Source organism: Mesorhizobium sp. M0751 (assembly GCF_040320265.1).
In the GTDB taxonomy this organism is placed as follows: domain Bacteria; phylum Pseudomonadota; class Alphaproteobacteria; order Rhizobiales; family Rhizobiaceae; genus Mesorhizobium.
Genome location: NZ_JAMYPH010000006.1, coordinates 1 through 26181, shown reverse-complemented (window position 1 = coordinate 26181; position 26181 = coordinate 1). Strand labels below are relative to the sequence as shown.

21 protein-coding genes are annotated in these 26181 nt (G+C 62.8%); 13 read left to right on the top strand and 8 right to left on the bottom strand.

Annotation, left to right across the window (positions count from 1 at the left end; genetic code table 11):
- Positions 1-95: 95 nt before the first annotated feature.
- From bamA to lpxB, 6 genes are all read left to right on the top strand, one after another.
- Complete coding sequence (bamA, locus tag NKI19_RS11960; RefSeq protein ID WP_352492014.1) at positions 96-2459, top strand: outer membrane protein assembly factor BamA; 2364 nt, start codon at positions 96-98, stop codon at positions 2457-2459.
- A 179-nt stretch (positions 2460-2638) separates the two neighbouring features.
- Positions 2639-3697: a UDP-3-O-(3-hydroxymyristoyl)glucosamine N-acyltransferase gene (gene lpxD / locus NKI19_RS11955; protein ID WP_292653516.1), complete on the top strand. Its 1059-nt coding sequence runs from the start codon at positions 2639-2641 to the stop codon at positions 3695-3697.
- Positions 3690-4154 carry a 3-hydroxyacyl-ACP dehydratase FabZ gene (gene fabZ / locus NKI19_RS11950; RefSeq protein WP_023674942.1) on the top strand — a complete coding sequence of 155 codons (465 nt, stop codon included), beginning with the start codon at positions 3690-3692 and terminating at the stop codon, positions 4152-4154. Before lpxD ends, fabZ begins: the two co-directional genes overlap by 8 nt.
- Positions 4155-4167: 13 nt before the next feature.
- Positions 4168-5001 (top strand): acyl-ACP--UDP-N-acetylglucosamine O-acyltransferase, encoded by an 834-nt coding sequence (gene lpxA, locus NKI19_RS11945; protein WP_352492013.1) that lies wholly within the window; start codon positions 4168-4170, stop codon positions 4999-5001.
- Between the two features lie 6 nt (positions 5002-5007).
- Entirely contained in the window at positions 5008-5910 is a 903-nt protein-coding gene (locus tag NKI19_RS11940) for an LpxI family protein (RefSeq protein WP_352492012.1), read from the top strand.
- Positions 5900-7066, top strand: a complete 1167-nt coding sequence (lpxB, locus tag NKI19_RS11935; protein WP_352951136.1) for a lipid-A-disaccharide synthase — start codon at positions 5900-5902, stop codon at positions 7064-7066. The genes NKI19_RS11940 and lpxB overlap by 11 nt, the downstream gene beginning before the upstream one ends.
- A gap of 106 nt (positions 7067-7172) precedes the next feature.
- Here lpxB and gltA read toward each other — a convergent pair whose 3' ends face one another.
- Both gltA and gltX read right to left on the bottom strand, forming a co-directional pair.
- Complete coding sequence (gene gltA, locus NKI19_RS11930; protein ID WP_254817305.1) at positions 7173-8501, bottom strand: citrate synthase; 1329 nt, start codon at positions 8499-8501, stop codon at positions 7173-7175.
- Between the two features lie 179 nt (positions 8502-8680).
- On the bottom strand, positions 8681-10102 hold the full coding sequence (gene gltX, locus NKI19_RS11925; RefSeq protein WP_352567458.1) for a glutamate--tRNA ligase: 1422 nt from the start codon (positions 10100-10102) through the stop codon (positions 8681-8683).
- A 96-nt stretch (positions 10103-10198) separates the two neighbouring features.
- On the opposite strand from gltX, the gene NKI19_RS11920 reads away from it, so the two are divergent.
- Positions 10199-12664 (top strand): ComEC/Rec2 family competence protein, encoded by a 2466-nt coding sequence (locus NKI19_RS11920; RefSeq protein ID WP_352567459.1) that lies wholly within the window; start codon positions 10199-10201, stop codon positions 12662-12664.
- Here NKI19_RS11920 and lexA read toward each other — a convergent pair.
- Entirely contained in the window at positions 12658-13392 is a 735-nt protein-coding gene (lexA, locus tag NKI19_RS11915; RefSeq protein ID WP_023674949.1) for a transcriptional repressor LexA, read from the bottom strand. The two genes, NKI19_RS11920 and lexA, sit on opposite strands and share 7 nt — an antisense overlap.
- Before the next feature lie 447 nt (positions 13393-13839).
- Between lexA and kynU the strand changes: the two genes are divergently transcribed.
- On the top strand, positions 13840-15087 hold the full coding sequence (kynU, locus tag NKI19_RS11910; protein WP_352492008.1) for a kynureninase: 1248 nt from the start codon (positions 13840-13842) through the stop codon (positions 15085-15087).
- Positions 15088-15184: 97 nt separating this feature from the next.
- Positions 15185-16015 carry a hormone-sensitive lipase gene (locus NKI19_RS11905; protein WP_352492007.1) on the top strand — a complete coding sequence of 277 codons (831 nt, stop codon included), beginning with the start codon at positions 15185-15187 and terminating at the stop codon, positions 16013-16015.
- 7 nt (positions 16016-16022) lie between these two features.
- On the opposite strand, the gene NKI19_RS11900 is transcribed toward NKI19_RS11905, so the two are convergent.
- From NKI19_RS11900 to NKI19_RS11880, 5 genes are read right to left on the bottom strand one after another with little or no spacing between them, the layout of a single operon-like run.
- Complete coding sequence (locus NKI19_RS11900) at positions 16023-17228, bottom strand: molybdopterin molybdotransferase MoeA (RefSeq protein WP_352492006.1); 1206 nt, start codon at positions 17226-17228, stop codon at positions 16023-16025.
- Positions 17228-17734, bottom strand: coding sequence for a cyclic pyranopterin monophosphate synthase MoaC (moaC, locus tag NKI19_RS11895; RefSeq protein ID WP_352492005.1), 507 nt, complete (start codon positions 17732-17734; stop codon positions 17228-17230). Before moaC ends, NKI19_RS11900 begins: the two co-directional genes overlap by 1 nt.
- A gap of 2 nt (positions 17735-17736) precedes the next feature.
- Positions 17737-18552, bottom strand: coding sequence for an indole-3-glycerol phosphate synthase TrpC (trpC, locus tag NKI19_RS11890; RefSeq protein WP_352492021.1), 816 nt, complete (start codon positions 18550-18552; stop codon positions 17737-17739).
- A 1-nt stretch (position 18553) separates the two neighbouring features.
- Positions 18554-19564, bottom strand: coding sequence for an anthranilate phosphoribosyltransferase (gene trpD / locus NKI19_RS11885; RefSeq protein WP_352492004.1), 1011 nt, complete (start codon positions 19562-19564; stop codon positions 18554-18556).
- Positions 19561-21453 carry a SurA N-terminal domain-containing protein gene (locus tag NKI19_RS11880; protein WP_352492003.1) on the bottom strand — a complete coding sequence of 631 codons (1893 nt, stop codon included), beginning with the start codon at positions 21451-21453 and terminating at the stop codon, positions 19561-19563. Before NKI19_RS11880 ends, trpD begins: the two co-directional genes overlap by 4 nt.
- 143 nt (positions 21454-21596) lie before the next feature.
- Here NKI19_RS11880 and tpiA point away from each other — a divergent pair, with 143 nt between their 5' ends.
- The 4 genes from tpiA to pyrG all read left to right on the top strand — a co-directional run bounded on the left by tpiA (position 21597) and on the right by pyrG (position 26077).
- Complete coding sequence (gene tpiA, locus NKI19_RS11875) at positions 21597-22364, top strand: triose-phosphate isomerase (RefSeq protein WP_352492002.1); 768 nt, start codon at positions 21597-21599, stop codon at positions 22362-22364.
- A gap of 163 nt (positions 22365-22527) precedes the next feature.
- Positions 22528-22980, top strand: coding sequence for a preprotein translocase subunit SecG (gene secG / locus NKI19_RS11870; protein ID WP_254817294.1), 453 nt, complete (start codon positions 22528-22530; stop codon positions 22978-22980).
- A gap of 199 nt (positions 22981-23179) precedes the next feature.
- Positions 23180-24301 carry a L,D-transpeptidase gene (locus tag NKI19_RS11865; RefSeq protein WP_352492001.1) on the top strand — a complete coding sequence of 374 codons (1122 nt, stop codon included), beginning with the start codon at positions 23180-23182 and terminating at the stop codon, positions 24299-24301.
- Between the two features lie 147 nt (positions 24302-24448).
- Positions 24449-26077 (top strand): CTP synthase, encoded by a 1629-nt coding sequence (gene pyrG, locus NKI19_RS11860; RefSeq protein ID WP_352448839.1) that lies wholly within the window; start codon positions 24449-24451, stop codon positions 26075-26077.
- Positions 26078-26181 lie beyond the last annotated feature (104 nt).

Sequence of the window (26181 nt, the reverse complement as noted above, 5' to 3'; positions counted from 1 at the left end):
TGCGTGTAGGGAAAATCCGGTTAATACGGTAGGGGAAATTACCGCACGTCCGGTTTTCTCGCCGTGGGGACTTCGAGAAAAGGTACAAAAGCCCGATGAAGGCAGCATCCAAGTTTCTGAGCGCCGCGTCCGCGGTGGCTATGTCCGCCGCTCTGGTTGTACCAGGCGCGCTCGCAGTGCAGTTCGTTGCCACATCGGCCGCCGAGGCGGCTGTCGTCTCCAGAGTCGAAGTCACCGGCAATCAGCGCGTCGACGCGGACACCATCCGCAATTACGTGACGATCAAACCCGGCAAGGCGTTTTCAAGTTCGGATATCGACGATGCGGTCAAGGCGTTGTTTGGCACCGGGCTGTTTTCGGACGTGCAGATCAACCAGGTCGGATCGACGCTGGTCATCAAGGTTTCTGAATACCAGGTCGTCAACCAGGTCCTGTTCCAGGGCAACAAGAAGCTCAAGGACAACGCGCTTGAAGCCGCGGTGCAATTGAAGCCGCGCGGCACCTTCTCGCAACAGCAGCTCGACGCCGATGTCGAGGCGGTCAAGGCCGCATACCGGCGTATCGGCCGCGACGATGCCGCCGTGACCACCCAAATCATGGATCTCGGCGACAACCGCGTAAACGTGGTCTTCAACATCAACGAAGGCGGCCGCACCCAGATCGCAGCGATCAATTTCGTCGGCAACAGTGCCTATTCGAGCCGCCGGCTGTCGGACATCATCTCCACCAAACGCTCGTCCTTCCTTTCGTTCGTGCTGCGCGACGACGTCTATGACGAGGACAAGCTGCGCGCCGACCAGGAGCTGCTGCGCCGCTTCTATTACAATCACGGCTATGCCGACTTCCAGGTCGTCTCGGCTGTCGGCGAACTCGACGACACAACCAACAAATACACCGTCACCATCACGGTGCAGGAGGGCGAGCGTTATACGTTCGGGGATGTCAGCGTCGAAAGCACGATCCCCGAGGTCGACAGCAAGTCGCTTGAATCGGTGGTCGAGACCCACAAGGGCGATGTCTACAACGCCAAAAACGTCGAGGACACGATCATTGCGCTGACCGAGAAGGTGGCTGGATCCGGCTATGCCTTCGCCCAGGTGACGCCGCGTGGCGACCGCAACTTCGAGAACCACACGATCTCGGTCGTCTATACGGTCGACCAGGGTACCAAGGCCTATATCGAGCGCATCGAGATTCGCGGCAACGATCGGACGCGCGACTACGTCATTCGCCGCGAGTTCGATGTCAGCGAAGGCGACGCTTTCAATCAGGTCCTCATCCAGCGCGCGAAGAGGCGGCTGGAAGCGCTCGATTATTTTGAGAAAGTCGAAATTTCCACCGTTCCGGGCTCTGAGCCGGACCAGGTTGTGCTGGTGGTCGACGTGGTCGAGAAATCGACCGGTGAGTTCACCGTCGGCGCCGGTTATTCGAGCGGCGGTGAAACGTCAGGTCCGTCCGTCGAAGGCTCCATCAGTGAGCGCAACTTCCTCGGTCGCGGCCAATTCATCAAGGTGGCGGCGGGCGGTGGCAAGAACTCGCGCGACTACAGCTTCTCTTTCACCGAACCCTATTTCCTCGGACGCCGCATCGCGGCTGGCTTCGACATCTACAAGCAGAGCCGAAACTACGACCATTACGACAGCGACACGACAGGCGCGACCGTTCGCTTCGGCCTGCCAATCACAGACAACATTTCGACGCAGCTAGCGTACAACATCTCGCAAGAGAAGTACAAGTTCGACGAGGGCTGCGTTCCCGTTATCAATGGTGGCACCTGCGACGTCTCCCAGGCGATCGTAAACGGCGTTAACGAGAGCCCATGGCTCAAGTCTTCGGTCAGTCTCGGTCTGATCTACAATACGATCGACGACATGAAGAACCCGCATGACGGCATTTATGCCAATGTCGGCACGGAAGTGGCTGGCCTCGGCGGCGACGCCAAGTTCATCAAGGTTACAGCGCGCGGCAGCATCTATCAGACGCTGTCCGAACAATTGGATCTGGTGGGCCTCATTTCGGGCGGCGCCGGCCATGTGCAAGGGTATGGCAATGGCGATCTGCGCGTCTTCGACCATTTCCAGAGCAGCGATCGTATGATCCGCGGTTTCGAATACGGCGGCATCGGCCCGGTTGCTTCGGACAACAGCAATGACCATCTCGGCGGCACCACCTACTTCAATGCCTCGGCGGAAGCGCAGTTCCCGCTGCCGGTCATCCCCGAAAGCTTCGGTTTGCGCGGCGCTGTGTTCGCCGATGCGGCAACGCTCTACGGCAGCAAAATCGCAAGTGGCCTTGTCAATTCTTCGACAACCGGCATGGAATGGCGCGCTTCCGTCGGTGTCGGTGTGATGTGGGCATCGCCTTTCGGGCCGATCCGCATCGACTATGCGATCCCGGTCAAGAAGGAAAAGACCGACGACGTGCAGGAATTCAACTTCGGCATATCGACCCGCTTCTGATGTGCGGGCAATGATGCTTCCGGCTCGTTTGGATCCGGATGGCAGTGATCCGACACTACAGCGCAGCGCGTCCTATCGGACGCGCAAAGGACGTTGTAGTACATTGATTTGCGCATGATCCTTTCCGAGGGTCGATTTCCGATTTCGGGATCATGCGCTAGCTGGATATTGCTTCTGGAATGACCGATCCGGTGTTCTTCGCGCCCTCACGCCGGTATACGGCCGGCGAAGTCGCGAATCTGACCGGCTCGACGCTTGTCGATTCCGGTCTCTCCGATGTATCGATCGAAGCTCTGGCGCCCGCCAACGAAGGCGGCGAGAACGCCCTTGTCTTCGTCGACGGCAGGCGCAATTTCGCCCTGATGCAGGCACTGCGGGCGGCGGCGGTTCTCTGCCCTGCCGAATTTGCCGGCAAGGCGCCGGCGGGCATCGCGGTGCTGGTGCATCCGCGCCCGCAGCAGGCTTTCGCAATGGTCGGGCGTCTGCTTTTCCCCGCGGCTGCGACGCCTGGACCGATGACCGGCGAAACCGGTATCTCGCCGCACGCCCATATCGATGCGACCGCCCATGTCGAGGCCGGTGCGATCATCGAAGCAGGTGCGGTCATCGGACCGCGCGCTGCCATCGGCAGCGGGACCGTCATTGCCCCGCATGCGGTCATCGGTCCATCCTCGCAGATCGGCCGCGACGGCTATGTCGGTCCAGGAGCCAGCGTGCAATATGCGTTGATTGGCAATCGCGTCATCATCCATGGCGGTGCCAGGATCGGGCAGGATGGCTTCGGTTTCGTGGCCGGCGCCAAAGGTCCGGAGCGGGTTCCGCAGATCGGCCGCGTCATCATCCAGGACGACGTCGAGATCGGGTCGAATACGACCGTCGATCGCGGCGCCATGTCCGACACGATCATCGGCCAGGGTACCAAGATCGACAATCTGGTACAGATCGCCCACAACGTTCGCATCGGCCGCAATTGCATAATAGCCGGGCTTTCGGGTATTTCCGGTTCCGTGACGGTAGGCGACAACGTCACCATGGGTGGCGGTGTCGGCCTTGCGGATCATTTGACCATAGGGTCCGGGGCCAAGCTTGCGGCAAGAAGCGGGTTTATGAGCAATGTGCCTGCCGGTGAGATTTGGGGAGGATATCCGGCGCAGCCGATGGCGGAAGCCATGCGCGAGATAGCGGCCTTGCGCAGACTTGCACGGACGCGCAAACAGGGTGAGGGGGGAAATGGCTGACATCGCAGCGGCGACGCTCGAAGCGGTTGACATAATGCGGCTGATGAAGCTCCTGCCGCACCGCTATCCGTTCTTGATGATCGACCGCATTGTCGACATAGATGGCGACGAATCCGCCATCGGCATCAAGAACGTCACCATAAACGAGCCGCATTTCCAAGGTCATTTCCCCGACCAGCCGGTCATGCCCGGCGTGCTGATCATCGAGGCGATGGCGCAGACGGCCGGCGCCATCTGCATCCGCAGCCTTGGTACGGAAAAGCCGTCGCTGGTTTATTTCCTGACCATCGACAATGCCAAGTTCCGCAAGCCGGTCGTTCCAGGCGACCAGTTGAAAATTCATGTGAAGAAAATCAAGAAACGCGGCAATCTTCTCAAATTCGCTTGCGAGGCCCTCGTCGATGGCGCCAAGGCGGCGGAAGCCGAGATCTCGGCGATGATGGTCGCAAGCGGCTGACAAACGAATGCTAATGAAAATCCAGACAGTCATCCATCCATCGTCGGTCATCGAGCCAGGCGCCCAAATCGGCGAAGGCGCCCGCATCGGGCCCTTCTGTCACGTCGGCCCCGACGCCGTGATCGGCGACCGCGTCGAACTGGTCAGCCATGTCTCGGTGATTGGCGCGACCACCATCGGTGCATCGACCAAGGTCTATCCGATGGCGATACTGGGCGGGCCGCCGCAGAACACCAAGCACAAGGGCGGCCGGACCACGCTGGTGATCGGCGAGAATTGCACGATCCGCGAAGGCGTCACCATGCATGTCGGCACCGATTCCAGCCGCGGCGAGACGACGATCGGCGACAACGGCAATTTCCTTGCCTATGCCCACATTGCCCATGACTGCGTGGTCGGCAAGAACGCCACCTTCGCCAATCAAGCGACGTTAGGCGGGCATTGCGAAGTCGGTGACAATGTCTACATCGGCGGACTTACCGCGGTTCATCAGTTTGTCCGCATCGGCGATAACGCCTTCCTCGGCGGTTGCTCGGCGATCGTCGGCGACGTCATTCCTTACGCGATCGCCGTTGGCAACCGTGCCAGCCTTCGCGGCCTCAACATCATTGGCCTGAAGCGCGCCGGCCTGCCGCGTTCGGAGATCCACTTGCTGCGCAAAGCCTACAAGACGATCTTCGATCGCTCCCGGACCGTCGGCGAAAACATCGAATTCGCGAAGGCGGAATTCGCCTCGTCGCCGACTGCCATGAAGATCGTCGACTTCATCGCCGGTCGCGGCAAGCGGCACTACGCCGTGCCATCGCTCAAGGGTAGCGACGGCGACGATACCGATGATGAAGACTGAGGGCAGATGACGAAGATTGAGGCTGCCGGAAAGGGCCTTGATCTCGCGCCAGATGCCAAGGTCGGCATCATCGCCGGCGGCGGCAGCCTCCCGGTCGAAATTGCCCGAGCGCTCGCCCGGCAAGGCAAATCGCCCTTCGTCGTGATGGCGGCCGGCGAGGTCGATCGCATAGCCGATTTCGAGCCCTATGAGCAGGCAACCTTGAGGCTGGAAGACGTCGGCTCGCTGCTGCCAATCCTTAAGCGGCATCACGTTACGCATCTCGTAACCGCGGGTCATATCACGCGCCGCCCCAGGCTGAGCGCCATGCGCCTCAATTTGGGCCTGCTCGCGTGGCTACCCAGCCTCTTCGTCGGTGTAACCCGGGGGGACGATACCGTGCTGAAACTGTTCGTGCGCAGGATCGAGCGCAGCGGCATCAAGGTCGTCGGCGCTCACGAGATCGTGCCGGAACTGGTCGCCGCCGAAGGCCTGCTGACCAAGGCGGCGCCACGCAAATCCGACTGGCGCGACATCGAGGCGGCGCACGCGGCGGCAAAAGCCATCGGCGCGCTGGATATCGGCCAAGCGGCTGTTGCGGTCGGCGGCCGCGCTATTGCCTTGGAAGGCGTCGAAGGCACCGACGGGCTGCTCGAGCGGACAAGGGAGTTGCGCGGGCACGGCAGGCTGGCCGGCAGGACGCGCGGTGTCCTGGTCAAATGCGCCAAGCCCGGTCAGGAACTGCGTGCCGATCTGCCCTCCATCGGCCCGCTGACCGTCGATGCGGCGCATGCCGCCGGACTGGCCGGCATTGCCGTCGAAGCCGGTCGCTCGCTGGTGCTCGAAGGTCCCGCCACGATCCGGCGTGCCAATGCGCTCGGCCTGTTCGTGATCGGGCTACCTGCTGCGGAGCCGGCGCATGGCGAATGAGCGGCCGTTGAAGATAGCCGTCGTCGCCGGCGAGGAGTCCGGCGACCTGCTTGGCGCCGACCTTGTGCAGGCATTAAAGCGCATGACCGGGCGCGACGTTCGGCTCGTAGGCATCGGCGGCCGCCATTTGCAGGCGCTCGGGCTGGCGCCATTGTTCGACGGCAGCGAGATCGCACTGATGGGGCTTAGTGCCATCCTGCGCGACCTGCCGCGCCTGATGCGGCGGATCGGCCAGACGGGAAACGCGATTGCCGGTGAAAAGCCCGATTGCCTTGTCACCATCGACAGTCCGGATTTCTCGCTGCGCGTCGCCAAGAACGTGCGTGCCGCCGATCCGACCATCCCGATCGTCCACTATGTCTGCCCGAGCGTGTGGGCTTGGCGACCGGGCAGGGCGGCGGCGATGAAGCCATATGTCGATCACATCCTTTGCATCCTGCCATTCGAGGTGAAGGAACTCGCTCGCCTGGGCGGGCCGCCCGGCACCTATGTCGGGCATCGCCTTGCACACGATCCGGGCATAGTCAGTGCCGCCAGGGCGCAGGCGCAGCCGCGCAACCTCTCCGCTGACCGTGTGAAAACGTTGCTTGTATTGCCCGGTTCGCGTCGTGGTGAGGTGCGGCGCCTGGTTGGGCCGTTCGGCGAAACGGTGTCGATCCTGCGGACGCGCGGACACCGCCTGCGCCTGCTGTTGCCAACGGTGCCGCACGTCGCCGACCTGGTCAGGTCCTCGGTCGCGAGCTGGGACGAGAAGCCGGAGATCATCCTTGATGCCGAACGCAAATGGCAGGCCTTCGGCAAGGCCGATGCGGCGCTGATCGCGTCTGGGACGGTATCGCTGGAACTGGCACTGGCGGGTGTGCCGATGATCTCCTGCTACCGGCTCGATCCAGTCATGCGCATGGCGCAGCCGCTGATCAAAGTATGGAGCGCAGCCTTGCCCAATCTCATTGCCGACCGGCCAGTTGTGCCGGAACACTACAATCAATATGTGCGGCCGCATTATCTGGCGCGGCAGCTGGAAGCGCTGTTCTCCGATACCGCCTACCGCACCTGGCAGAAGCACGGTTTTGCCGACATTGCCGGGCGTATGGCAACCGCCAAGCCGTCAGGCGAGATTGCCGCGGGGGTGGTGATGGGCACGGTGAGGAAGTGAGTGAATAGTGAATGGTGAATAGTGGTTTCTATGGACAGGGAGCGACGCTTTGCTACTCCCATTCACCATTCACCATTCACCATTCACCATTCACCATTCACCATCTTCACCGCTTCGCGATCGGCACGTAATCCCGTTCCGGCGCGCCGGTATAGAGCTGGCGCGGGCGACCGATCTTCTGGTGCGGGTCCTCGATCATCTCCTTCCACTGCGCGATCCAACCGACGGTGCGGGCGACCGCGAACAGCACCGTGAACATGGTGGTGGGGAAGCCCAGCGCCTTCAGTGTGATGCCGGAATAGAAATCGACGTTCGGATAGAGCTTCTTCTCGATGAAATAGGAATCGGTCAGCGCGATTTTTTCCAGCTCCATGGCGATGTCGAGCAACGGATCGTCCTTGATGCCGAGCTCGCCCAGGACCTCGTGCGCGGTCTTCTGCATGATCTTGGCGCGCGGATCGTAGTTCTTATAAACGCGGTGGCCAAATCCCATCAATCGGAACGGATCGTTCTTATCCTTGGCGCGCGCAATGAATTCCGGGATGTGATCGACATGGCCGATCTCGCCCAGCATGTTTAGGGCTGCCTCGTTGGCGCCGCCATGTGCGGGACCCCACAGGCAGGCGATGCCGGCAGCGATACAGGCAAAGGGATTGGCGCCCGACGAGCCGGCCAGGCGGACGGTCGAAGTCGAGGCGTTCTGTTCGTGATCGGCGTGCAGGATGAAGATGCGCTCCATCGCGCGCGCCAGCACCGGATTGATCTTGTATTCCTCGCAAGGCACGGCGAAGCACATATGCAGGAAGTTGGCTGCGAAATTCAGCTCGTTCTTCGGATAAATGAATGGCTGGCCGATGTGGTATTTATAGGCCATCGCCGCGATCGTCGGCATCTTGGCGATCAGCCGCATTGAGGCGACCATGCGTTGATAAGGGTCCGAGATGTCGGTGGAATCGTGATAGAAGGCCGACAGCGCGCCGACCACGCCGCACATCACCGCCATCGGATGCGCATCACGGCGGAAGCCGGTGAAAAAGCGCGACATCTGCTCATGCACCATGGTGTGGCGCGTCACCCGGTAGTCGAAATCGTCCTTCTGCGCCTTGGTCGGTAGTTCACCATAGAGCAAGAGATAGCAGACTTCGAGGAAGTCGCCGTGCTCGGCCAATTGGTCGATCGGGTAACCGCGGTGCAAAAGAATGCCGGCATCGCCATCGATGAAGGTGATTTCCGATTCGCAGCTTGCCGTCGACGTAAAGCCGGGATCGTAGGTAAAGACGCCGGCAGTGTTGTAGAGCGAACCAATGTCGATGACGTCAGGTCCTACCGAACCACTTCGTATCTTGAATTCATGGGTTTTGCCGCCGAGTTCCAGCTTTGCCGTCGATGCCTGGGTTTTGCCGCCAAATTCCATTTTTGTCGCAGGTTCGGTCATAGCAAACTCCTTTTTGTTTCCTCAGGCCGGCAAAGGCAAAATATCTGAACCCAACACGTCAAAAGCATCGGAATACGCACATTTGCGCCCGCAATTGAATCTGCGCGCCAGATTAGGCCAAGACCCAATGTTGCACTGCGAAACACACCTTTCAATGCCAATCTTCTTGGGCCAGTTTGCTAATCGATTTGATCAGCGATCCGCGCCAGGCTTTCCTCGCGGCCAAGCACGGCAAGCACATCAAAGACACCTGGCGAGGTACTTTTGCCGGTGAGCGCGGCGCGCAAAGGTTGGGCCACGGCGCCGAGTTTATGGCCGCCGGACTGCGCATAGTCGCGGATCGCGGCCTCCGCTGAGGCGGCAGACCAGTCCGACACCGTGGCTAGTGCCGCATGAGCGCCCCGCAGGATCGCGCGCGCCTCACCGCTAAGCAGCGCCGCCGCCTTCTCGTCGACCGGCAGCGGCCGCTCGACGAACAGGAATGCAGCCCCTTCAACAAGTTCGACCAGCGTCTTGGCGCGCTCCTTCAGGCCCGGCAAAGCGGCAAGCAGTTGCGCTCTGCCTCTGTCGTCGAGGCGCGCGGCGATTGCCGGGCCGCCTTCGAGATAGGGCAGAGTGGCAATGAAGATGTCGAGCAGCGCCGCGTCGTTCATCCGGCGCATATGCACGCCATTAAGCGCCTCGAGTTTGGCGAAGTCGAAACGGGCGGCGCCCTTGTTGACGTCGCCAATGTCAAACCATGCAATCATGTCGGCTATCGACATGATTTCATCGTCGCCGTGGCTCCAGCCAAGCCTCGCAAGATAGTTGAGCAGCGCCTCCGGCAGGTAGCCCATGGCGCGATAGGCCTCGACGCCAAGCGCACCGTGCCGCTTCGACAGCTTGGCGCCGTCGGCACCGTGGATCAGCGGGATATGCGACATCGACGGCACCTCCCAGCCCATGGCCTGGTAAATTACGGTCTGGCGTGCGGCGTTGGTCAAATGATCGTCGCCGCGGATGATGTGGGTGATGCCCATGTCGTGATCGTCGACGACGACGGCATGCATGTAGGTTGGATTGCCGTCCGAACGCAGAATAATGAAATCGTCGAGATCCTTGTTGGGAAAGCGCACGTCGCCCTGGACGCGGTCATGTACCACCGTCTCGCCGTCTGTCGGCGCCTTGATGCGGATCGCCCCCTTGGCGCCGGGCGGCGCCTCCGACGGGTCGCGGTCGCGCCAGCGTCCGTCATAGCGGGGAGGCAGCCCCTTGGCCCGTGCGCTCTCGCGCATTTCTTCCAGCTCGGCAGGCGTCGCATAACAATAATAGGCCTTGCCCGTGCGAACGAGCTCCTCGGCGACCTCGCGATGGCGCGGCGCACGCTCGAACTGCGACACCGGCTCGCCGTCCCATGTCAGGCCAAGCCAGGAAAGCCCGTCGAGAATGGCCGCGGTTGCCGCATCGGTGGAGCGCTCACGGTCGGTGTCCTCGATGCGCAGCAGCATCGTGCCGCCTGTGTGCTTGGCATACAGCCAGTTGAACAGCGCCGTGCGCGCGCCGCCAATGTGCAGATAGCCGGTGGGCGAGGGGGCAAAACGGGTGACGACCTTATCGGGCATGGAACTCTCAGGCGGGCGAAGGAAGTGGGTTTTCGGACTTTCGCGCGTTGCGCGTTCATGTAGCATAGGAGGTCGAGGGCGCAAGGGGCAGACCCGATGGCTGTGCGAGGCCGTGGTGCGGGCGGGGGCGAGGACGCTGGCAGCGGCGTCAGCGAACGCTTGCTGTTTGCCGCTCCCCAGCCTGTCCTGCTGGCACCGGCATTGCTGCCCGCTCCGCGCTTTGATGCGCCGTCACTGCCGGCCAGCGACCCCGCAACGGTTCCCGTGCCCGCGGGCGAGCCCATCGTGCGCCTACGCCGTCGTTTCCGCCTCCCGTCACCGTCCCGTATCCGCAACAGCGTAACCTCGGCGGCCGGCCTGGAACTCGACCGCGGCATCGCCTTCCTGCTGGTGCCGGTATTCCTCGCGTGCGGGGTGGTCGTGTATTTCGCGATGGCGGCTGAGCCGGCCTTCCCACAGCCGATCGCAATCGTGCTTCTCACGGCGCTTTGTGCCGTCCTGTCGCGCTCTTGGCCCAGAGCCCGCCTGTGCTTCATAGTGGCGCTGCTCTGCGCGCTTGGCGTGCTTGCCGCCAAGTTCGAGACCTGGCGTGTCGGAACGCATATGCTCGGTTCCGAAATCTCGACGCGGCTGACGGGCCGCGTCGTATCGTACGAGCCCATGGCGAGCGGCCGCATCAGGCTGACAATCGATGTGATCTCAACTGCCAGGCCGACGCTGCGCTATATGCCGGGACGGGTCCGCGTTTCGGCGATGAAGATACCGGCTGAGCTGACCGCTGGTTCCGAGATCACCGGCTATGTGCGGCTGCTGCCGCCGACCGGCCCGGTGCGGCCCGACAGCTATAATTTCTCCTTCGACAGCTATTTCGCCGGTATCGGCGGCAGCGGCTTTTTTCTCGGCAATCCGAAAGTCGTGTCGTCGGGCAGCATGCCGCTTGCCGCGCGGCTTTCTTCCGCGATCGAAGACGCGCGCGAATCCATCGCCGACCATATCCGCAGCCGCATCGGCGGCGCCGAGGGCGAGATTGCTGCTGCGCTGATCGTCGGCGTGCGCGCCGGCATTCCCGAGGAGATCAACGAAGCGATGCGGCGTACAGGCATCTATCACATCATCTCTATCTCGGGGCTGCATATGGCGTTGGTCGCCGGCACCATCATGGCGCTGCTGCGCGGCGCCTTTGCGCTGTTTCCCGATTTCTCATCGCGACGGCCGGTCAAGAAATATGCCGCGGCCACCGCGCTTTTTTCGATTGCGGCCTACCTCGTCTTTTCCGGCATTGTGGTAGCGGCCGAACGCAGCTTCATCATGCTGGCGGTGATGCTTATCGCCGTGCTGTTCGACCGGGCCGCGCTCACCATGCGCAACCTGGCGATCTCGGCCATCGCGGTCATCCTGGTGTCGCCGCACGAGGTGGTCGGTCCGAGTTTCCAGATGTCCTTCGCCGCGACGGCGGCCCTTGTCGGCGCCTATGCAGGCTGGTCCGATTACCGCGCCGGCAGGGCCGCCACGCCGCCGCTGCGGCGGTCGCCGCTACGCTTTGCCACGCGAAAGGTCCTGCTGGGCATGGGCGGCCTAGCGATGACCTCGATCATTGCAGGGAGCGCCACGGCGCTTTTCGCCATATGGCACTTCCAGCGCGTGGCGCCGCTCAGCCTGTTCGCCAATCTGGCCATCATGCCCATCGTCTCACTGGTCGTCATGCCCTTCGCCGTTCTCAGCGCGCTGGCGATGCCGTTCGGTGCGGATGGGCCGTTCCTCTATGTGATGGGCAAGGGGCTAACGGCGATGATCGCCCTGTCCGGGTGGATCTCCGAGCGCTCGCCGATCGATGCGGTCGGGCTGATTTCGCTGAGATCCGTCCTTCTGGTGACGATCGCCCTCGTCATTGCCAGCATGGCGACGACCTGGTTGCGGCTCGCGGCACTTCCTTTTGCGCTCGCCGGCTTGCTGACGACAACGCAGACGCGCGTACCCGATGTATTGATCTCGGAGGACGCACGGCTGGTCGCGCTGCCGATTGGGAGCGGTGAACTCGCGGTCAACCGGGCACGCCCGAATGAGTTCACCATCGACAACTGGAAACGCGCGCTCACATCAGAGGCTATCGTCGCGCCGGAAACACCTGGAAAGAACGACCCGCAATTCGACATTGCCGATCCGGCCGAACTACCGCCGGGCATGCCGTTCATTTGCGCGGACGGCCTCTGCCTTGCCAGGCATCCATCCGGCGCGATCATCGCGCAAGCCAAGGACCGCAATACTGCGCGGCCAGCCTGCGCCTTTGCCAGTTTGATCGTCATCGACGACGCCACCGCCCATAACCCCTGCTACTACGACCGGCTGGTCCTCGTCGTCACCAAACGGCAACTGGCGCGCGCGGGAAGTGCCGCCGTCTATTTCGATCCACAAGCGGCAACACGCGCCGAAATCCGTTTCGCAGTCGAAAAATCATACCGGCCCTGGCACGTGCAGCGGAAATTTTCACGCGCGGCGCGGGGCCTGCCGCCATACCGCAGGGCCGACAAACCCAAAGCCGGCGCCAAGGGCGGAGCTCAGTAGCGGCGGATCAGTCCGACGAGCTTGCCTTGCACCTTGACCCTGTCTGGTCCGAAGATGCGCGTCTCGTAGGCCGGATTGGCGGCTTCCAGGGCGATCGAAGCGCCCTTGCGGCGGAACCGCTTCAGCGTCGCTTCCTCCTCGTCGACCAGTGCCACCACGATCTCACCGGGGCTCGCCGTATCGGCATTGCGGATGATCACCGTGTCGCCGTCGAAAATGCCAGCCTCGATCATCGAATCGCCTTTGACCTCGAGCGCATAATGCTCGCCGCCCATGATCATATCCGGCGGCACCGAAATCGAATGCGTCTGGTGCTGGATGGCGTCGATCGGCACACCGGCGGCGATGCGGCCCATCACCGGGATCGAAACGGCGGCGACGACATCGTCGTCATTGCCGGCTGCAGGGACGCGCGACGATGTCGGCTTGCCCTGCCGAGGGGCGCCTTGCCCGAGGCTGCCCTGGATGACACTCGGCGAGAACTTGCGTGCCGCATTGAGGCCGGGGGCGATCGAGTCAGGCAGGCGCAGCACCTCCAGCGCACGGGCCCGGTTGGGCAAACGGCGAATGAAGCCGCGCTCCTCCAGTGCCGTAATAAGCCGGTGGATTCCCGATTTGGAAGCCAGGTCGAGCGCTTCCTTCATCTCGTCGAAGGAAGGCGGGATACCGCTTTCCTTCAATCTTTCGTGGATGAACATAAGCAGTTCGTGTTGTTTGCGTGTCAGCATAGCGACCCCCAACAGAATCAGAAAAACAAACCCAGAACAAACACTATCTGTTCCAGTTGTGTTCCGCAACTGTTTAAAGTTTAATGAATGCGTTAAGGCTCGGGAAACAAACGACGTCCCCTAACCGGGGTACCGCACTTTCACCGTCGCGAGCCTCATCGCCTTGATTCTGCTTTCGTTTGCGCCCTTCTGGCTTCCCGGAAGGCCACATTGGCATCGGCCGTCGGTCGGCAAATGGCACGGAAGTGAACCCTATCGAGTGTGCGGTTTGGTCAATGCACCGTGAACGAAACGAACTCAAAACGCCAACCTCGGGTTAGGTCCTGGTTTCCATCGCCTGGTCAGGCTGCTTCTCGCCGGTGGAGTCTTGCTGCGCGCAACCAGGTAATGGAAGAACAGTCGATGCGTGTCCGGCGTTGCGTTGGATCTTGGGGGAGCAGGCAAATCATGACAGGAATTCCCGATCTCGTGGCCGTAAAGGCGATGGATGCCGCGGATCCGCTGCGCGCGATGCGCGACCGCTTTGTGTTGCCGCAAGGAGTGATCTATCTCGACGGCAATTCGCTAGGAGCTGCTTCACGTGCCGCTTTCGATGAATTGCGCAAGGCCGCGACCGAAGAATGGTCGCATGATCTTATCCGCGCCTGGAACGCGGCCGGCTGGTTCAACATGCCGCTCGAACTCGGCGACCAGCTCGGGCGCCTGATTGGCGCCGCGGCCGGCCAGACGGTGGTCTGCGACACGACGTCGGTCAACATCTACAAGCTGCTGCACGCCGCCATGGCTATGCGACCGGAGCGGCAGGTCATCGTCGCCGAGGGCGATAGTTTTCCGACGGACCTCTACATGGCTGAGGGTGTGGTTTCGACGCGAAAAGATACGCTGCTGCGCCTCTCGGGGGTCGACGCGCCGAGCATCGAGGAGCTGATCGACGCACGCACCGCCGTGGTGCTGGTCAACCACGTCAACTACAAGTCGGGCGAACTGCGCGACATGCCGGCGCTGACGCGCAGGGCCCAGGAAGCCGGGGCGATGATCGTCTGGGATCTCTGCCACACCGCCGGTGCGATGCCAGTCGAGCTCGACAAGGCAAAGGCCGATTTTGCCGTTGGCTGCACTTACAAATATCTGAATGGCGGACCGGGCGCGCCTGCCTTCATCTATGCGGCTGAGCGGCATCTTGCCGACATCCAGCAGCCGCTCACCGGCTGGTGGGGCCATGCACGGCCCTTCGCCTTCGAGCCAGGCTATGCGGCCGGCACCGGCATCCGCCGGTTTCTGTGCGGCACCCAGCCGATCCTGTCGATGCGCACGCTGAAGGGCGCGCTCGACATCTGGAACGATGTCGACATGACGGCGGTGCGCAAGAAGAGCATTGCGCTGGCCGATCTGTTCATCGAGCTTGTCGAGGCAAAGTGCGGCACTTACGGGCTCACGCTCGAAAGCACGCGCGACGGGGAAAAACGCGGCAGCCAGATTTCATTCATGCATGAGCATGGCTACCAGATCATGCGCGCGCTGATCGAACGCGGCGTGATCGGCGATTTTCGCGCGCCATCGACCATGCGCTTCGGCTTCACCCCGCTCTATGTCGGCTATGCCGATGTCTGGCAGGCCGTCGAAGTGCTTGAGGACATCCTGCGCACCGGTGCGTGGAAGGATGCGCGCTTCGCCATCAAGGCGGCTGTCACTTGAGATTGATGCGAGAGCTGGAGCCGTGAGGCTGGCGACGACGCGCCGCGCGATGCTTACGGCTACGTTGCAAGGCCATATTGCCAGGGGAGGGCGCAGGGTGTTCGAACGTCACATTGCCGATTGGGATAACGCCTATGCCAACGGCGCCAATATAGCCGGCAGCGATCGCTGGCCGGCGGCCTGGATGGAGCCAGCGCGGGTTTTCCGCGACGTGCTTTCGACCGAGGGCAGGGCGCGGCTCGACTTGGCCTATGGCGATAAACCACGCAACCGGCTCGATCTTTTCCTGCCGGCCACCAAGCCCAAGGGGCTCGTGGTGTTCGTCCATGGCGGCTACTGGATGGCATTCGACAAGAGTTTCTGGTCGCATCTTGCCGCTGGCCCTGTTGATCGCGGCTATGCGGTTGCGATGCCGTCCTACACGCTCTGTCCGCAGATACGCATTGCCGGCATCGTCAAGGAAGTCGGCGCGGCGATCGGCACAGCGGCGGCGATGGTCGCAGGGCCGCTGATGCTGACCGGACACTCGGCCGGCGGCCATCTTGTTAGCCGGATGGTTACGGCGACGACGCCGCTGGCGCCCGAAGTGGTCCGGCGCGTTCGTCGCGTGGTGTCGATCTCGGGAGTGCACGATTTGCGCCCGATCATGTGCACCGGCATGAACGAGACGCTGGCGATCGATGAGGCCGAGGCGCAGGCCGAAAGCCCGGTGCTGCTGCGCCCGATGGACAAGGCCCGCCTGACCTGCTGGGCCGGCGGCGGCGAGCGCGCCGAATTCCTGCGCCAGAGCGCGGTGCTGGCCAACATCTGGATCGGCCTAGGTGCCTCGACCAGCTCTGTGGTCGAGCCTGACCGGCACCATTTCAACATCATCGACGGTTTGGCCGATCCAGACCATCCGCTGACCCAGGCCTTGATCTCGGAGTGAGGCAGGTTCAGCGTAGCATCAGCACGTCGCAGGGGGAGCCCGCCGCCGCGGCAGGCGCGAACGGCGCGCGAACGATCAATCCGTTGGCATCGGCCAGCATTTTCAGCATCGAGGAGTCCTGGATGCCGAACGGCGTCGCCACGAGCGTACCGGCGTCGTCTGTGACAACAGCCCGCACATAATCTTGCCTGAGATCGTTGGCCGGCATGGCAGCACCGAGCCGCACCTGACGTATATCCTGCTGAAAGGCGCGGCCGCCGAGCCGCGCCAGCAGCGGCTTCAGGAAGAGCTGAGTGCAGACCAGGCTTGCCACCGGATTGCCGGGCAGGCCAATGCAGCGAATGTCGCCCAGCCGCCCGAACATCAGCGGCTTGCCCGGCCGCATGGCGATCTTCCAGAAATCGAGCGTCATGCCTTGCCCGGTCAGCACGTCATGGACGAAGTCGTGGTCACCGACCGAGGCACCGCCCAGCGTGACGATGACGTTCGCGCCAGCCTTCACGGCCTTTTCAACCAATGCGGCGATCGCCTCCCTGTGGTCCGGTGCGATGCCAAGGTCGAGCGCGCGCGCACCGACCGACTGTGTGGCAGCGGCGACACCATAGGCGGTGGAGGAGATGATCTGGTCGGGGCCAAGATTGCTGCCCGGCGGCAGCAATTCGTCGCCGGTCGCGATGATGGCGAGCAGCGGCCGTTTGACCACGCGGACCTCGGGGTGGTTGGCCGACGCCGCCAGCGACAAGGCCGCCGGATCGAGCAGGCGGCCCTTGGGCAGCAGGACATCGCCCTTGGCGAAATCGAGCCCGAGGCGGCGGATGTTGCGCCCCTGCACAGTCGGCTCCGTCACTTCTACGACACCGCCGCCGAGATCGCGGACGTTCTCCTGGATGACGATGGTGTCGGCGCCTTCGGGAAGCGGCGCGCCGGTGAAGATACGCACGGCCTGCCCCTGCTGCACCGTTCCGGCAAAGCCGCGTCCGGCCGGCGCCACGCCGACCACCGAAAGCTTTGCCGGTACGGACGCGATATCGGCCGCCCGCACGGCATAGCCATCCATAGCGGAAGCGTTGAACGGCGGCTGGGTGCGGAGCGCCACAACCGGCTCCGCCAGCACGCGGTCGGCGGCATCCAGCAGTGCGACGCGTTCGCCCGGCAGCGCTCCTGCGCCGTCCAGCAGGCGCTCGAGCGCCTCGGCAACCGGGACCAGCGCCATTATCGGCCTGCCCCGGTGGCCCCGCCTCCGGTGATCTTGTAGTCGCCGGATTTGCCGCCGGTCTTTTCAACCAGCCTGATGCCCGAGATGACCATGGCGCGGTCGACCGCCTTGGCCATGTCGTAGATGGTCAGGCAAGCGACCGAGACGGCACTCAGAGCCTCCATCTCAACGCCGGTCTTGCCGGTGACGCGGGTCAATGCTGTCACCTTCAGGCCGGGCAGCGCGGCGTCCGCCTCGATATCGACAGATATCCTGGTCAGCAGCAGCGGATGGCAAAGCGGGATCAGTTCGTGCGTCTTCTTGGCCGCCATGATGCCGGCAATGCGCGCGGTGCCGAGCACGTCGCCCTTCTTGGCATCGCCAGCGAGGATCATGTCCAGCGTCTCGGACCGCATCGACACGAAGCCCTCGGCGACTGCCGTGCGCACCGTCTCAGCCTTGTCGCCGACATCGACCATGTTGGCTTCGCCCTGCGCGCCAAGATGGGTGAGGGCGGCCGCCATCGTCAGACGGCCTCTGCCCGCGCCTTGCCCGTCAGAAGCAGGCGCGTTGCCGCGGCCACGTCCTGCTGGCGCATCAGGCTTTCACCAACCAGGAAAGTAGCGATGCCGCTCCGCTCCAGCCGGCGGCAATCGTCATGCGAAAAGATCCCGCTCTCACTGACCAGAAGGCGGCCGGCTGGCACCATCGCTACCAGCCGTTCCGAGGTCTCGAGGCTGGTTTCGAAGGTCCGGAGATTGCGGTTGTTGATTCCGATCAGCCGCGACGACAGCCGCAGCGCGCGTTCCATTTCCGCCTCGTCATGCACTTCGACCAGCGCGTCCATGCCGAGCCCGAAGGCTGTCGCTTCGAGTTCTCTTGCCAACGCGTCGTCGACGCTGGCCATGATGATCAGGATGGCATCGGCGCCCCAGGCCCTGGCCTCGTAGATCTGATAGGGGTCGAACAGGAAATCCTTGCGCAAGGCAGGCAGGTCGACGGCAGTGCGCGCAGCAGTGAGGAATTCGGGCGCGCCTTGGAAGGAGGGTGCGTCGGTCAGCACCGAAAGGCAGGCGGCACCGCCTTCCGCATAGGCCCTGGCCAGCGCCGGCGGATCGAAATCGGCGCGGATCAGGCCTTTCGATGGGCTAGCCTTCTTGATTTCGGCAATCAGCGCGAACCCGCCGGATTTGCGCTTTGCCTCAAGGGCGGAAAGAAAGCCGCGCGGCGCGTCGGCATCCGTCGCCTGTGCCTTGATTTCGGCAAACGGCACTTGCGCCTTGGCCGCCGCGATCTCGTCGCGCTTGTAAGCCTCGATGTTGCGCAGGATGTCGGACATAATTCTAACCGTTCGAAATCTCGACCAGCCTGTCGAGCACTTTCAGCGCGCGGCCGCTGTCGATGGCCTGCGCCGCCGTCACCATGCCGTCGGCAAGTGTCGTCACCTTGCCGGCCACCACCAGCCCGGCGCCGGCATTCATCAGCACCGTATCGCGAAAGGCGCCGGCAGCGCCGCCCAGCATGTCGCGCAGTGCCTGGGCGTTGTGGGCGGCGTCGCCGCCGCGCAACTCGTCCTTGGTGTGACGCTTCAGCCCGACGGCTTCCGGGGTCAGCGTAAAGCTGCGGATCTCGCCGCCGGCCAGTTCGGCGACAAGTGTCTCGCCGGTGGTGGTGATCTCGTCATAGCCGTCGCCATGGACGATCCAGGCATGGTCGGCACCAAGTTCCTTCAACGTTTCTGCCACCGGCATGATCCATTCGGGCAGGAACACGCCGACCATCTGCCGTCTGACACTGGCCGGATTGGAAAGCGGGCCCAACAGGTTGAAGATGGTGCGGGTTCCGAGCTCGACCCGGGTCGGGCCGACATGCTTCATCGCCGGGTGATGCGCCGGCGCGAACATGAAGCCAACGCCGGCCTCGTGGATGCAGCGGCCGATCGTCTCCGGAGGGATGTCGATCTTGACGCCCAATGCGATCAGCACATCGGCGGCGCCGGTCAGCGAGGACAGTCCGCGATTGCCGTGCTTGGCGACGGGCACGCCGCTGCCGGCGATGACGAAAGCGGATGCGGTCGAAATGTTGACGCTGTGCGAATTGTCGCCGCCGGTGCCGACAATGTCGATGGCGCCTTCGGGGGCTTCGACGCGCAGCATCTTGGCGCGCATGGTGGCGACGGCGCCGGCGATCTCGCTGACGGTTTCACCGCGCACGCGCAATGCCATCAGGAAGCCGCCGATCTGGCCTGGGGTGGCATCGCCGGACATGATGATGTCGAAGGCCTCGCGCGCCTCCTCGAAAGAAAGGGCGCTGCCGGCGGCGACCTTGGCGATGTGGATCTTCAGCGCGCTCATCTGGCCAGGGCTTGGGTCACGGCCGCCTGATCGATGCGGACGTCATATTGCGTCTGCAGCTGCGCCACCAACTGGTCGAGCAGGTCGTCGGACATGCCGGAGGTGAAGGATTTCTGTGCGTCCTCGGGTACTGAGCTGGCATCGGCCCCGGCAGGCTCGAACACCTCGGCAACCTTGAACAGGATCTGTCCGTCGCCTGTGGGCGAGGGGATCAGCCCGGTTCCGCCTTCGCCGACGCCGAACATCGCGGCAGCCCCTTCCTTGCCGAAATCGACGTCGTCAGCATCGCGCTTGACGCCGCGCTTGGTCTGCTTTTCGAGCTTGAGCTCACCGGCGATCACCTCGAGCGTGGCGCCGGCCTTGAGACGCTTCTCGAGCTCTTGTGCCTTTGCGCTAAGCCGTTTGGTAGTCTCAGCCGCGGTCCAGTCGGCCACGACCTTCTGGCGGACTTCGTCCAATGTGCGGTCACGGGCCGGCGTGATCGCGCTCACATCGTAGAAAACGAAGCCGTTATCGGCGGTGGTGAGGCCTTCATTGTCGGTTCCGGGTTCGGATTCGAAAACCGCCTTGATGAGTGCCGGCGATTCCGGCAGGTCTTTGACGATGCTTTCATCCGGCCTTCGGCCGGTGCGGTCGATAGCGTCGATGGTGACGACCTTCAGCTTCAATTTGGCGGCGGCCTCGGCGAGCGAACTGCCCGAGGCGCGCGTATCCTCGTAATTGTCGTGCACGTCCAGCAAGATGCGGCTTGCCTCGCCCAGTGCCAGGTCCTTGCGGATCTGCTCGGACACTTCGGCCAGCGGCTTCACCACTTCGGGCTTGATCTCGGTGACGCGCAGCAGAACGGGGCCAAAGGCGCCTTGCACGACCGGGCTGACTTCATTGACGTTGAGCTTGAAGGCAGCATCGGCAACCGCCTTGTCGGCGATCTTGTCCTTGGCCAGCGTGCCGAGCAGCGTGTCGGCTGGTGTCTTGCCTTCAGCGGCGACGATCTTGTCGAAGGTCGCGCCGGTCCTGAGCGAATCGAGCGCCGCCTTTGCGGCATCAGGCGTCTTGAATACAAGCTGCTCGATGGTGCGCATCTCCGGCGTGGTGTAGCGCGCCTTGTTCTTGTTGTAGTCGTCGCTGACCTGTTGGTCGGTCACCGCGCTCAAATCCATGATGTCTTCCGGTTCGAGCCTAACATAGGAGAACTTGCGGTATTCGGGTGCGGCGTAGGTTTTCTTGTTTTCCTCGAAATAGGCCGAAAGCACGCTGTCGGACGGCGCTTCTATCGGCTCGACAAGCGATTTCGGCAAGGTCAGGTAGTCGATGGTGCGATCTTCGCCGCGATAGAGCGCGACCGCCTTGAAGAATGTATCCGGGGCCTTGAGGCCATCCGAAACCGCCTCGACGATCTGCTGGCGGACCGCGACCTGGGCGCGGTTCTTCAAATAGTCTTCCGGCCGCATGCCGATCTGCCGAAGCAGGTACTCGAAGGTTCTCCTGTCGAAGGTTCCGGCAGGCCCTTTGAACGCCGGGTCCTCACGCGTCAGTTCGGCAAGCCGGTCCTTTGACAGGCCGAGGCCGAGCTTGCGGGCCTGCTCGTCGAGGACAGCGCCTGACACGAGTTGCGCCAGCACCTGGTTGTCGATGCCGAGCGCCGTCGCCTGCTCACGGCTGATGCGCTGGCCGAATTGCTGCGACATGACACTCAAATGGCGATCGTAGGCGAGGCGGTATTCGTTGATCGAGACCTTGGTGCCTCCGGCCGTAATCACGGCGTCATGGCCGGCAAGACCGCCCATCAGCCGTCCCGAGATGCCCCAGATGGCGAAGCTCAACACCAACAATGACAGCAGCAGTTTCGCGACCCAGGTCCCCGCCGCGCTTCTCAACATACCAAGCATGAGTACTTCCGATTTTTGCGCATTTTCGCATGCGCCGAGTCTGAAACAAGCGCAATAGCGCCCTTCCTGCCCACTGTCGATTGCTTTGTGGCCTGATTTTGATAGTGAGGGCCAGCTTGAAATTGCCCGGAGAAACAAATCCCATGACGCCTGGAATCCGCCCGCTCGTCGCCGGCAACTGGAAAATGAACGGCACCAGCGCCTCGCTCAACGAGCTCAGGATGATCGGCAACGGCTTCATGAGTGGGCTCGACGCCGAGACCGAAGCGGTGGTCTGCGTGCCGGCGACCCTGCTTGCGCACGCCGCCGAGATTCTGTCGCGCACGCCGGTGCGGGCCGGCGGAGAGGATTGCCACACCGAGGAAAGCGGCGCCTATACCGGCTGCATTTCGGCCGAGATGCTGAAGGATGCAGGTGCCAGCCATGTCATCGTCGGCCATTCCGAATGCCGCGCCGATCGCAAGGAGGACGATGCCTTGGTGCAGGCCAAGGCCTCCGCCGCATGGCGCGCCGGGCTGGTGGCCATCGTCTGCATTGGTGAGACAAGAGCCGAACGCGAAGCAGGAGCCACGCTCGACGTGCTGTCGCGCCAGGTCGCTGGCTCGGTCCCGCCAAACGCCACGGCTTCCAACACTATTATCGCCTATGAGCCAATATGGGCGATCGGCACGGGCTTGACCCCGACCGCCGCCGACGTCGCCGAGGCACATGCGCATATCCGCGAAGAACTGGCGCGGAAGCTCGGCAATACGGCGGCCAAGATGCGCATTCTCTACGGCGGCTCGGTCAAGCCGTCCAACGCCGTCGAGTTGCTCGGCGTGAGGAATGTCGATGGCGCGCTGGTCGGCGGCGCCAGCCTGAAGGCGGCGGACTTCCTCGGCATCGCGGAAGCCTATCGAAACATCGCTTGATACAGGAGCTGCTTGCTGCATTTGAGCGGACGGCCGGCGCCGAAATCGTTGCAAAGGACGCATTGCTTCCCATATTCCGGCCACGGGCTTGGAAATGCCGTCAAAGCATTGTATTGAGCCGCCTCCAAATCAGCGGCCGCGCAAGGCCTTGCCAGGATAAATTATGGAAACCGTACTGATCGTCGTCCACCTCATGGTCGTGCTCGCGCTTGTCGGCGTGGTGCTGCTGCAGCGCTCTGAAGGCGGCGGCCTCGGCATCGGCGGCGGATCGGGCTTCATGACCGCGCGTGGCGCCGCCAATGCGCTGACGCGGGCGACGGCGATCCTGGCTGCCGCTTTCTTCGTCACTTCGCTGACACTGTCGATCGTAGCGCGCTATGGCGAGAAGCCGATCGACATTCTCGATCGCGTGCCAGCGACCTCGGACGGGGCAGGCAAGGGCGTACTCAACCAATTGCCCGGAACCACGACGCCGACGCCGCCTTCGGGCACCACGGCGCCGACCCCGCCGTCCGGCAATGGCGCGGCAACGACGCCGCCGGCAACCGCTCCGGCGACGCCGCCAGCGACAAACGGCGCCACCGCGCCGGCCACGCCGCAGGTCCCCAACCAGTAATCGGGCAAGATATGCCGCGATCTGTTGTCGTTTGAACACAGTCGCGGCAAATGCCGCACGATCACGAAGATTCGACAGTGCCCTACGCTTGAGGCGCTTCCGGCTAATCGATTATACGTTGCACGCGGCATTCTCGGCGTCCTTGGGGGGCGCCGGGCGACGCCGTGGGCAACAAGCATTGAACGATCGGATCTTCCCCATGCAGCTTCGCAGCTTCATTTTTGCCGGCCTTTGTGCCGTGCTCAGCCTAGGTGCGCCCGCTTACGCGGCCATGCCGGCGGCAAATTCGGCCCATAAAGCCGCGACAACAACCAACGTCGTCAACGTCGCTGCCAAAAGCGATGCGGCGCAATTGAAGCTACTCAAGAAGAAGAAAGATCCGACGCCGGACGACCTTGCACAGATCCGCAAGATCGAAGCCAAGATCGTAGCCGACAAGGAAGCCGCTCGCGCCAAGGCACTTGAAGCCAGGAAGCTGGCGATGCGCGAGGCGGCGAAAGCCAAGGCCGATGCGGAACGGCAGGCATTCCTTGCCAAGAAGAGCCAGCCGGTCGCGGCGGTCAAAGTGGCTGATGCCAAGCCGGCCAAGAAGAAGACCCTCAACATCATCGAACCTATTGCACCCATTGCGCCGATCCAGTCGGCCGAGCCGATCCCGGCCGAGGCCATGAACGTTGCGCTGACCGGCAACAATGGCGAGTTGCGCAGCGAACCGGTCGGGCAGAAGCCGCAGAGCGTCGGGCTGTTCGCGGGACTGTTCGGCGGCACATCCTCTTCGTCGATGTCGCTGCTTCCGGAAACACGCGCGCTCGACGCCGCGCTCGAAAGGAAGCAAGCCAAGCGGCAGTTCAAGGTCAAGCCGGAGTTCGTGCCGCAGGAGGTCGAATTCACCGGCTACAACCCCGGCACCATCGTCATCGATACCAGCGCCCGTCGTCTCTACCTCGTCGAATCATCGTCAACCGCCCGCCGTTATGCCATCGCGGTCGGCCGGGAAGGCCTGCAGTTCAAGGGGACGGTTGCCGTCGGCGACAAGCAGGAATGGCCGCGCTGGATTCCGACGCTGGATATGCAAAAGCGCGAACCCAAGCACTATGGCCAGTACAAGGACGGCATGCCCGGCGGCGGCGACAATCCGCTCGGTGCGCGCGCCATCTATCTCTACGACGGCAAAAAGGACACCCACCTGCGCATTCACGGCACCATAGCGCCGCAGTCGATCGGAACCAGCGCCTCCAATGGCTGCTTCCGCATGATCAACGAGCACGTCATGGACCTTTACCGCCGGGTGAAAGTAGGCACCAAAGTCGTCATCATCTGACGCTTTGACAGATCGTGCCAAAAGGGCCGGCCTCGCCGGCCCTTTTGTTTTGATACGCCAACGACCAGAGCGCCTTCTTGGGAAAAAGCCTTCGCGGCGGTTTTTTCTCTGGCGGAATCAATTCGGCCGCGTTAAGCGATGACTCCCATGGCGCGATATGTATTCATCACAGGCGGCGTGGTTTCCTCACTTGGAAAAGGCATTGCTGCAGCGGCCCTTGGGGCTCTCTTGCAGGCGCGAGGCTATCGCGCACGCATCAAAAAGCTCGATCCCTATCTCAATGTCGATCCCGGCACGATGTCGCCCTATCAGCACGGCGAAGTCTTCGTGACCGATGACGGGGCCGAGACCGATCTCGATCTTGGCCATTATGAGCGCTTCACCGGCCGCTCGGCCAACCAGCAAGATAACATCACCACCGGCCGCATCTATAAGAACATCATCGAGCGCGAGCGGCGCGGCGACTATCTCGGCGCCACCGTGCAGGTCATTCCGCACGTCACCGACGAGATCAAGAACTTCGTCCTCAACGGCAACGACGACTACGATTTCGTGCTGTGCGAGATCGGCGGCACCGTCGGCGACATCGAAGCGATGCCGTTCCTGGAGGCGATCCGCCAGCTCGGCAACGACCTGCCGCGCAACAACGCCGTCTACGTGCACCTGACCTTGATGCCTTACATTCCGACGGCGGGTGAACTGAAGACCAAGCCAACGCAGCATTCGGTCAAGGAGTTGCGCGGCATCGGCATTGCGCCTGATATCCTGCTGGTCCGCGCCGACCGGCCGATCCCCAAGGAAGAGCGCAGAAAGCTGTCGCTGTTCTGCAATGTCCGCGAAAGCGCCGTCATCCAGGCGCTGGACGTGCCGCACATCTACGACGTGCCGATGGCCTATCACAATGAAGGGCTCGACTCGGAAGTGCTGGCCGCGTTCGGCATCGATCCGGCGCCGAAGCCGCGCATGGAACGCTGGCAAGCAGTATCCAACCGCATCCACAATCCGGAAGGCGAAGTGACCATTGCCGTCGTCGGCAAATATACCGGCCTCAAGGACGCCTACAAATCGCTGATCGAGGCGCTGTCGCATGGCGGCCTCGCCAACCGGGTCAAGGTCAAGCTCGACTGGATCGAAAGCGAGATATTCGAGAAGGAAGACCCGGCGCCGTGGCTGGAAAAGGTCCATGGCATTCTCGTCCCCGGCGGCTTTGGCGAGCGCGGCTCGGAGGGCAAGATCCTGGCGGCGAAGTTCGCGCGCGAGCGCAAGGTGCCGTATTTCGGCATCTGCTTCGGCATGCAGATGGCCTGCATCGAGGCGGCGCGTTCGCTGGCCGGTGTCGAGCACGCATCATCGACCGAGTTCGGCCCGACCGAGGAGCCGGTCGTCGGCTTGATGACCGAATGGCTGAAGGGCAACATGCTGGAAAAGCGCAGGGAAACCGGCGACCTCGGCGGTACCATGCGGCTCGGTGCCTACCAGGCCGACCTCGCCAAGGGATCGAAGATCGCCGAGATCTATGGCGATACGCAGATTTCCGAACGCCATCGTCACCGCTATGAGGTCAATGTCGACTACAAGGAGCGGCTCGAGGATTGCGGCCTGGTGTTTGCCGGCATGTCGCCGGACGGCGTGCTGCCGGAAACGGTCGAATATCCCGACCACCCCTGGTTCATCGGCGTGCAGTACCATCCCGAGTTGAAAAGCCGGCCGCTCGATCCGCACCCGCTGTTTGCCAGCTTCATCGAAGCGGCGGTAGAGCAGTCGCGGCTGGTCTAGACTAGTTTCCGTCCACAAACACGTGTATTTCGCAGCGTTTACAGAGGTTTATGCTAGGCTGGGTCGCCTTAGCGACGGGATGGATGGGATCACGGGCGCTGACC